The organism is Kaistella sp., from assembly GCF_032060305.1.
Taxonomy (GTDB): Bacteria; Bacteroidota; Bacteroidia; order Flavobacteriales; family Weeksellaceae; genus Kaistella; species Kaistella yananensis.
Genome location: NZ_DAMBHK010000015.1, coordinates 25,033 through 33,074, shown reverse-complemented (window position 1 = coordinate 33,074; position 8,042 = coordinate 25,033). Strand labels below are relative to the sequence as shown.

General features: G+C 40.8%; 8 protein-coding genes. 7 read left to right on the top strand and 1 reads right to left on the bottom strand.

What is annotated here, in order from left to right; translation table 11 throughout:
* Positions 1–1,079: TonB-dependent receptor plug domain-containing protein (locus V5N63_RS03630; protein WP_332032878.1), on the bottom strand; the 1,079-nt coding region annotated here is incomplete at its 3' end.
* Between the two features lie 192 nt (positions 1,080–1,271).
* Here V5N63_RS03630 and V5N63_RS03625 point away from each other — a divergent pair.
* From V5N63_RS03625 to V5N63_RS03595, 7 genes are all read left to right on the top strand, one after another.
* Positions 1,272–1,949 carry a response regulator transcription factor gene (locus V5N63_RS03625; RefSeq protein WP_088469901.1) on the top strand — a complete coding sequence of 226 codons (678 nt, stop codon included), beginning with the start codon at positions 1,272–1,274 and terminating at the stop codon, positions 1,947–1,949.
* Between the two features lie 9 nt (positions 1,950–1,958).
* The gene (locus tag V5N63_RS03620; protein ID WP_088469902.1) at positions 1,959–2,993 is read left to right on the top strand and encodes a sensor histidine kinase; all 1,035 of its coding nucleotides are present in this window, start codon (positions 1,959–1,961) and stop codon (positions 2,991–2,993) included.
* 125 nt (positions 2,994–3,118) lie between these two features.
* Positions 3,119–3,697, top strand: coding sequence for an IS1096 element passenger TnpR family protein (locus V5N63_RS03615; protein WP_332018361.1), 579 nt, complete (start codon positions 3,119–3,121; stop codon positions 3,695–3,697).
* Positions 3,698–3,819: 122 nt separating this feature from the next.
* On the top strand, positions 3,820–5,172 hold the full coding sequence (locus V5N63_RS03610) for an alpha-amylase family glycosyl hydrolase (RefSeq protein ID WP_332032873.1): 1,353 nt from the start codon (positions 3,820–3,822) through the stop codon (positions 5,170–5,172).
* A gap of 91 nt (positions 5,173–5,263) precedes the next feature.
* Positions 5,264–5,704 carry a hypothetical protein gene (locus V5N63_RS03605; RefSeq protein ID WP_332032872.1) on the top strand — a complete coding sequence of 147 codons (441 nt, stop codon included), beginning with the start codon at positions 5,264–5,266 and terminating at the stop codon, positions 5,702–5,704.
* A 50-nt stretch (positions 5,705–5,754) separates the two neighbouring features.
* Positions 5,755–6,549 (top strand): thymidylate synthase, encoded by a 795-nt coding sequence (locus V5N63_RS03600; RefSeq protein WP_332032871.1) that lies wholly within the window; start codon positions 5,755–5,757, stop codon positions 6,547–6,549.
* A 114-nt stretch (positions 6,550–6,663) separates the two neighbouring features.
* Positions 6,664–8,042, top strand: a 1,379-nt coding sequence (locus V5N63_RS03595) for a M1 family metallopeptidase (RefSeq protein ID WP_332032870.1), incomplete at its 3' end; no start/stop codon positions are given.

Genomic DNA, 8,042 nt, shown 5'->3' with positions numbered 1-8,042 from the left:
ACACGGAAAAAACGTCTTCCTGCATCCTGTTCCTTTTGGTCTTTATAACCCAGGAAATCGGTAATTACGTTGGCAGAATTCTGTAAAAATATAGTATTCAATGCAACATTTAAACCCCGGTTTTTGTAGCTGAGGCCTACAAGTGCTGAAGATTCCAGCTCATACGAATATTCTTTCCGGTTCAGGTCGTTATTCATTTTACCTTCGGTCTGCAGAGAGATGAACTGGTTTTTTTCGCCTTCGGTGTATTTATAATTGCTGCCCTGGTTCAGGGATAACAGAAGTCCCATTTCACCATTTTCACCAGATTTAAATTTCTGCGCAGTGGTAAATCCGATGCTTGTATTCGGTAAGGCTTTAATGTTATCAGCGTTCCAGCCATCTTTAAATGAATTTACAGATTCCTGTTGGGTAAAATTGTAATTGGTGGGTACGTAGCCATTAACTTCGCCCGGCAGCTGTCGGTCTCTGGAATTTAATCCCAGATAACCGTTCATAGTATAGGCATTAGGATTAACTTTAAAGTTTTTGAAAGTGGTTTGTGTATTGTATCCGAAACCAAATTCGATTTTCGTAAAAGATTTGTCGATCGTGAGCGTTTCGATATCGAAAGTCGCACCCGCAAAATCTGCATATAAGTTGGAGTTGAATGTTTTGTAGATATTCAGTTTTCCTACCACATCAGTAGGAAATTGTTTCAGTGCAATAATTTTCTGAAACGGGTTGTTTGATGGTGATCCCAGACCGTTAATCAGTAAAGTATTGTATCGTTCTTCCAGACCTCTTACAAACAGGCCGCGGCCTTCAACTGTTGTAATTCCGGTTACTTTTACCAGACCCTGTTCTACATTAGAAATTCCCTTTCGCGAAATTTCCTCTGCACCCATAGACTGTTTCTGGATAATCGCTTTCTTCTGGTCGCCCAAAATCGCGGTCTCCGAAATTTTATTGCCGGATGCCTTTATAATGACGCCTTCAACATTTTGTTCCTTTTGTAACGTATCCTTCTTTACTTCCTGTGCGTAAAACAGCGTGGCTGAAGAGGTTAGGAACAAAACCGCAATATTCAGTTTTCTCATTTTCATTTTTTAATTAGATTTTCTCTCGCTGCAAAGGAATAAAGAACTCACCGCTTTGGTGTTGCTAAAGTCTTAAGTTTGTTTTAATAAATTTTGAACATACTACGGCAAATATTAACTAATTGTGAATATTACCGTTAAGTGAACACCTGTTTTCAAAATTGATTAACTTTGAAAGGTTAAATAGTAAAGATGAATCAGAAAAAAATTCTTTTGATTGATGATGAACAGGATATTTTAGAAATATTATCTTACAATCTCGAAAAAGAAGGCTACGAAGTGTATACCGCCAGCAATGGCAATGAAGGGATTGAAAAAGCCAAACAGATTATCCCGGATCTTATTCTACTGGATGTAATGATGCCCGAAAAAGACGGTATCGAGACCTGCCAGGATTTACGAAAGATTAAAGAACTCCAGAAAACCCTCATCGTTTTCCTTTCCGCAAGAAGCGAAGAGTTTTCCCAATTAGCCGGTTTCCAGGCAGGTGCCAACGATTATATCGTGAAGATCATCAAGCCAAAAATCCTTATTTCTAAGGTAAATGCTTTACTGCAGCTTACTTCTCAGGTTTCGGATACTACAAAGAATATTACGGTGGGGGATTTAATGATTGATAAAGACAACTTCCGGGTTTCTAAAGGCGGACAGCAGTTTCTACTCCCGAAAAAAGAATTTGATCTGCTTTACCTGCTGGCCTCCAACACCAACAAAGTTTTCAAACGCGAAGAAATCCTCGAAAAAGTCTGGGGAAACGATGTAATTGTGGGCGAAAGAACCATCGACGTACATATCCGAAGACTGCGCGAAAAACTCGGCATCGGTACGATTCAAACGTTAAAAGGTATTGGTTATAAATTAGTTGTGTAAATTTGTAACATGAGGTTTCACCGGCTTACTTTGGTCGCTTCTGTATTTTTAACCGTGGCGATGTCTCTGGTAGCGCTGCTCTTCGAATATTCTAACAGTGTAGCTTTTCAGAACCAGAATAATTTTTACCTTACGCTCTTTGCCTGTGTGGTGCTTATTTTTGTGCTCAATTATGTGATTCTGGATTACCTCTTTAATGTTTACGGCAAACGGCAGGTGAAAGAAATTTCGACCATACTTCCCGAAGGAATTAATCCCGATACCGCCAATGAGATGAATCTGCGCGAACTCGGCGAACGGGTTTCCGAATTCAGCCAGAAAAATGCCACCGAAATGGGAACCATGAAAGAGATGGAAACCTACCGGAAAGAATATATCGGGAATGTATCCCACGAGCTCAAAACACCGCTTTTTTCCATTCAGGGTTATGTGGAAACACTTATGGATGGCGGCGTAGAAAATCTGGCCATCCGGGACAAATATCTGGAAAGAATCGATAAATCTGTCGAGAGACTCCTTAATATTGTAAAGGATCTGGACATGATCAACCAATACGAATCCGGCGAAATCAAGCTCAATATTTCCAGTTTCGATATTAACAGTGTTATACGCGAAATCATCGATCTGCTTGACCTGGAAGCGGTACGAAAAGACGCCAGAGTACAGCTGCAGACCGTGTCGCCACAGATTTTTGTGAATGCCGACAAGCAGAAAATTTCTCAGGTTCTTATCAATTTAATTTCAAATGCCATTCATTACGCCAACCGCGACAAGGCGCAGATTACCATTAAAACCACTATTCTTAAAAACAAAGTCCTGGTAACAGTAGAGGACAACGGAATGGGAATTAAGCCCGAAGTTTTGCCACGTATTTTCGAAAGATTTTACCGTGTAGAAACCAGCAGAAACCGCAACGACGGAGGTTCGGGGCTGGGCCTTGCGATCGTAAAGCATATACTGGATGCACATGGCGAAAATATCTCCGTAGAAAGTGTATATTTGGAAGGTACACGGTTTACTTTTTTACTGGAAAAAAGCAATTAGAAAACGCAAAATGTAAGCAAAACTTTTTTAATAAAATCGCTGCGATTTCTTTTTTGTCAAAATGCAATTGTTTTATATTTGTACCCGTAAATTAATTCTAAAATCTATCTAAATTTAAACTAAAAATGGTTTATAAAATCCGTATTATTTTAGATACCAAAGATGATATCTTCCGCGATGTTGAGATCAAGGATAAACAGAATCTCTGGAATCTGCATTTGGGAATCAAGAGTGCATTTACCCTCATGGGAGAGGATTTGTCGCTTTTCAATATTCTTGATGAAGAGGGAATGGTGGTTAAAACGGTGCCGCTGGAAGACATGAGTGACGACGGTGACGGCGAAATAATGTCGGATGTATATATCAGCGAAGCCTTCGAAAAAGTAGGAGACAAAGTACATTTCCAGTACGGTTTTATGGATCTTTGGGAGTTCTTCTGCGAGCTGATCGAAATTATCGACGAGAAGCCTGCCGTAAATTATCCCATCACTGTTTTCCGTTTCGGAAACATGCCGCTGAAAGCACCAAGCAAATCTGGAAAGAAAGCACAGAAAAATTCAACAATACCTTTGGTAGATGATTTCGAAAACTTTGGCGACGATTTTAATACCGGTGATTTTGCCGACGAAGACGAAGATTTCGATGATGAAGAAGATGACTTCGATGATGATTTCTTTGAAGAAGATGATACTGATGAAGTTTAAAAATACAACCCCGGAATTCCCGGGGTTTTTTAATGACTTTTAACATTCAGTTCCTTCAAAAGATTACTTCCGCAACCCGAATTTAATAAAAAAACCATTACATTTGCTAGCAAATCATCAGCATGAAAAAACTCATACTTTTAGCAATCATCGGCCTGGGAATCGCATCCTGTACCACACAAAAATCTACAACAATGAACGAGTTGCCCAGTGAATGGAAACACACCACCAATATTTACGAAGTTAATATAAGACAATATACCGAAGAGGGCACCTTCCGCGCATTCGAGAAAGAAATGCCGCGACTGAAAGAAATGGGAGTAAAAACGCTTTGGTTTATGCCTATCACTCCAATTGCTCAGAAAAATAAAAAAGGACCTTTGGGAAGCCAGTATGCAGCGCAGGATTATACGGCGATCAATCCGGAATTCGGCACGATGGAGGATTTCAAGCACATGGTAAACAAAGCGCACAAAATGGGTTTCAAAGTCATCATCGACTGGGTAGCCAACCACACCGGCTGGGATCATGTATGGACCAAAACAAACCCTGAGTTTTATTTAAATGATCCAAAAACCAACGATTTCCAGATTGCTTCCGGAATGGATGATATCATCGAACTCGATTACAACAATCCGCAGATGAGATTGGCCATGATCGAAGCCATGAAATTCTGGGTGCGTGAAACCAATATCGACGGCTTCCGATGCGATTTAGCCGCTTGGGTTGAAGTCGATTTCTGGCAGCAGGCAAGACCTGAGGTTGAGAAAGTGAAACCTTTATTCTGGTTAGGCGAATTCGATGAACTTGATAACCCTGACTACGGAAAAGTGTTTGATGCAAGTTACATTTGGAACTGGATGCACAAAACCAAAGATTATAACGAAGACAAGGCTTCTTTCGGCGATTTAAAAAATCTACTCGGAAGATATACCGCAATCGGCGACGGTTCCATGCGCGCCTGGTTTACCTCCAACCACGACGAAAACACCTGGAACGGAACCGAGTATGAAAAATATGGTCTACTTGCAAAACCTCTGGCGGTATTTTCAGTTACATGGAACGGTGTTCCTTTGATCTACAACGGTCAGGAACTTCCTTTAAAAACCAAGAGACTGGAGTTTTTCACCAAAGATCCAATTCCATGGAACGGAACGTATGAACTTCACGATTTTTATAAAACATTGTTGAATCTAAAGTCGAGCAATCCTACTTTACGCGGTGGCGATCCGGAAGCAAAAACTATTGCCCTGCGCACTTCTGCAGATGATAAAGTAATGGCTTACCTCAGAAAAAACGGAAAAGATGAGGTTTTAACCGTGCTGAACATGTCTAAAGAAGCAGTAACATTCCAGATTACCGATGACAAAGTGGCGGGCGTTTACAAAGATATTTTCGAAAAGAAAACAAGAGACTTTTCACAGGACAAAGGTTTTGTGCTGAAAGCTGGCGGCTACGCCGTATTCGAAAAATAATCATCAGTTCATATTAATGATGAATGAAAACGGGCGTTAGCCCGTTTTTGTTAAATACAGCGGTAAGGCTTTAGCTAAAATTAAGATAATCATGAATAAATCCGAGATCCTTCAAATCACCCGCGGGAAATTGTCAGAGAAAACTGATTATTTAGAACATCTGATTTCCGAAACCCGCGCTGCCAACAACGAAACCAAAAGTTCTATGGGCGATAAGTATGAAACCTCACGCGAGATGGTGCAGCAGGAAATTAATAACCTTCAGGTTCAGCTTAATGAAAATTTAAAAGCACTGAATTCTTTAAAATTAATCAACACCAACCAACATTCGGTTATTGGTTTGGGTTCGCTGGTTGAAACTGAAAAAGGCTTTTTTTATATTGCGGTTTCTTTGGGGGAAATCAGGTTTCAGGAAAAGAAGATTTTTGTGATTTCTACCGAAAGCCCTCTGGCTAAAGCAATGCACGGAAAAAGCAAAGAAGACGAATTTATTCTGAATAATTTAAAGCAAAGCATCATCAATCTTTGGTGAAAATTTGCGTATTTTTGAAACATACATATTGCTTAAATTTTCTCCTAAAAATGCAAAACTATCACGATCTTCTCCAGCATATTCTCGATAACGGAACCGATAAAACCGACAGAACCGGCACCGGCACACGCAGCGTCTTCGGATATCAGCTGCGGTACAACTTATCTGAAGGTTTTCCGCTCGTGACCACCAAAAAAGTCCATTTAAAATCAATTATTTACGAGCTGCTGTGGTTTCTGAATGGCGATACCAATATTAAATATCTTACCGATAACGGCGTATCGATCTGGAACGAATGGGCCGATGAAAATGGTGATTTGGGACCGGTTTACGGTGCTCAGTGGAGAAGCTGGGCCGGCGCAGACGGAAAAATTGTCGATCAGATTTCGGAGGTCATCGATCAGATTAAAAAAAATCCGGACTCCAGAAGATTGATCGTTTCCGCATGGAATGTTGCGGAAATTCCCAATATGGCGTTAGCGCCTTGTCATGCGATGTTTCAGTTTTATATTGCCGGCGGAAAACTGTCGCTTCAGCTGTACCAGAGAAGTGCCGACGTTTTCCTGGGAGTTCCGTTTAATATTGCAAGTTATGCGTTGCTTTTGATGATGGTTGCGCAGGTTTGTGATTTAGAAGTGGGCGATTATGTGCATACTTTCGGCGATGTACATATTTACAACAATCATTTCGAGCAGGTGAAAAAACAGCTTTCAAGAACTCCAAAAGCTTTACCAACCATGAAACTTAATCCGGAGATCAAAGATATTTTTGATTTCGGTTTTGAAGACTTCACGCTTGAAAATTACGAACCGTATCCCGGAATTAAGGCGCCGGTTGCGGTTTAAGAATTATTCAAAGTTTAAAGTGGAGCAGTTGGCTTCACTTTTTTTGTAACTTTCTGTAAGAAAACGTGACCTATTATTTTTAAAATTTACACCGCAAAAATCTTTCAAAATATTATGAAGAAAATATTCATTGCGGCTTTGTTTCTTGGTACGCTATTCAGTTCCAACGCCATTTTTGCACAAACCGAAACTTCGGGCAGAACCGAATATCGACAAACCCACACCAAATCAACCGAACTTAAGCATACAAAACTCAAAGTAAATTTCGATTATGCCAAAGAGCAGATGAATGGGGAAGAATGGCTAACTGCCAGTCCGCATTTCTATCCTTCGGATTCCCTGATTCTGGATGCAAAAGCGATGCTTATCCACGAGGTTGCTTTGGATAAAAACGGAGCCAAAACTCCATTGAAGTACGCGTACAAAGACGATATGCTCAGAATCACTTTAGATAAAACCTATACCCGAAATCAGGATTATACGGTTTACATTAAATATACCGCACGTCCCAATGAAGTGAAAGACAAAGGCAGCGCAGCAATTACAGACGCGAAAGGTCTTTATTTCGTTAACGCACAGGGAAAAGACGCTGATAAACCTACCCAAATCTGGACGCAAGGCGAAACAGAGGCTAGCTCCGCATGGTTCCCGACCATCGACAAACCCAACCAGAAAACAACTCAGGAAATTTATATGACCGTGCCCGATAAATATGTCACTTTATCCAACGGTTTAATGAAATCGTCGGTTAAGGAAGGCAACGGACTGCGTACCGATCACTGGGTGATGGACAAAAAACACGCGCCGTATTTATTCTTCATGGGAGTTGGCGATTACGCTGTGGTAAAGGATAAATGGAGAAATATTCCCGTTGATTATTATGTTGAAAAAGAATATGAAGCGTACGCGAAACAGATTTTCGGAAACACGCCGGAAATGTTGGAATTCTTTTCTAAAAAACTGAATTACGATTATCCGTGGTCCAAATATGCGCAGATTACCGCCAGAGACTATGTTTCCGGTGCTATGGAAAATACCACTGCGGTCCTTCATCAGGAATCAGCACAGCAAAAACCCGGCGACCTGATCGACGAAAACCGCTGGGAAGATGTAATCTCGCACGAACTGTTTCACCACTGGTTTGGCGATCTGGTAACCACCGAAAGCTGGAGCAACCTTACCGTAAACGAATCTTTCGCCAACTATTCCGAATACCTTTGGAACGAATATAAATATGGAAAAGATTTCGCCGATTATACATTGATGAAGGCTGCTGAAGGGTATTTCCGCGATCCTTCGAATGTTACCAAAGATTTGGTAAGATTTAATTACCATCACAAAGAAGATATGTTCGATGGGGTTTCCTACAATAAAGGCGGCTCTATTCTTCACATGTTGAGAAATTATCTTGGTGACGAAGCGTTTTGGGCCGGAATGCACGATTATCTGAAAACCAATGAATACGGCACGGGCGAAGCGCATCAGTTCCGTCT

Bases quoted from the DNA above. Each gene is read 5' to 3' on its own strand.
- V5N63_RS03625 (WP_088469901.1), top strand. From the start codon at position 1,272: ATGAATCAGAAAAAAATTCTTTTGATTGATGATGAACAGGATATTTTA.
- V5N63_RS03605 (WP_332032872.1), top strand. From the start codon at position 5,264: ATGAATAAATCCGAGATCCTTCAAATCACCCGCGGGAAATTGTCAGAG.
- V5N63_RS03620 (WP_088469902.1), top strand. From the start codon at position 1,959: ATGAGGTTTCACCGGCTTACTTTGGTCGCTTCTGTATTTTTAACCGTG.
- V5N63_RS03610 (WP_332032873.1), top strand. From the start codon at position 3,820: ATGAAAAAACTCATACTTTTAGCAATCATCGGCCTGGGAATCGCATCC.
- V5N63_RS03600 (WP_332032871.1), top strand. From the start codon at position 5,755: ATGCAAAACTATCACGATCTTCTCCAGCATATTCTCGATAACGGAACC.
- V5N63_RS03615 (WP_332018361.1), top strand. From the start codon at position 3,119: ATGGTTTATAAAATCCGTATTATTTTAGATACCAAAGATGATATCTTC.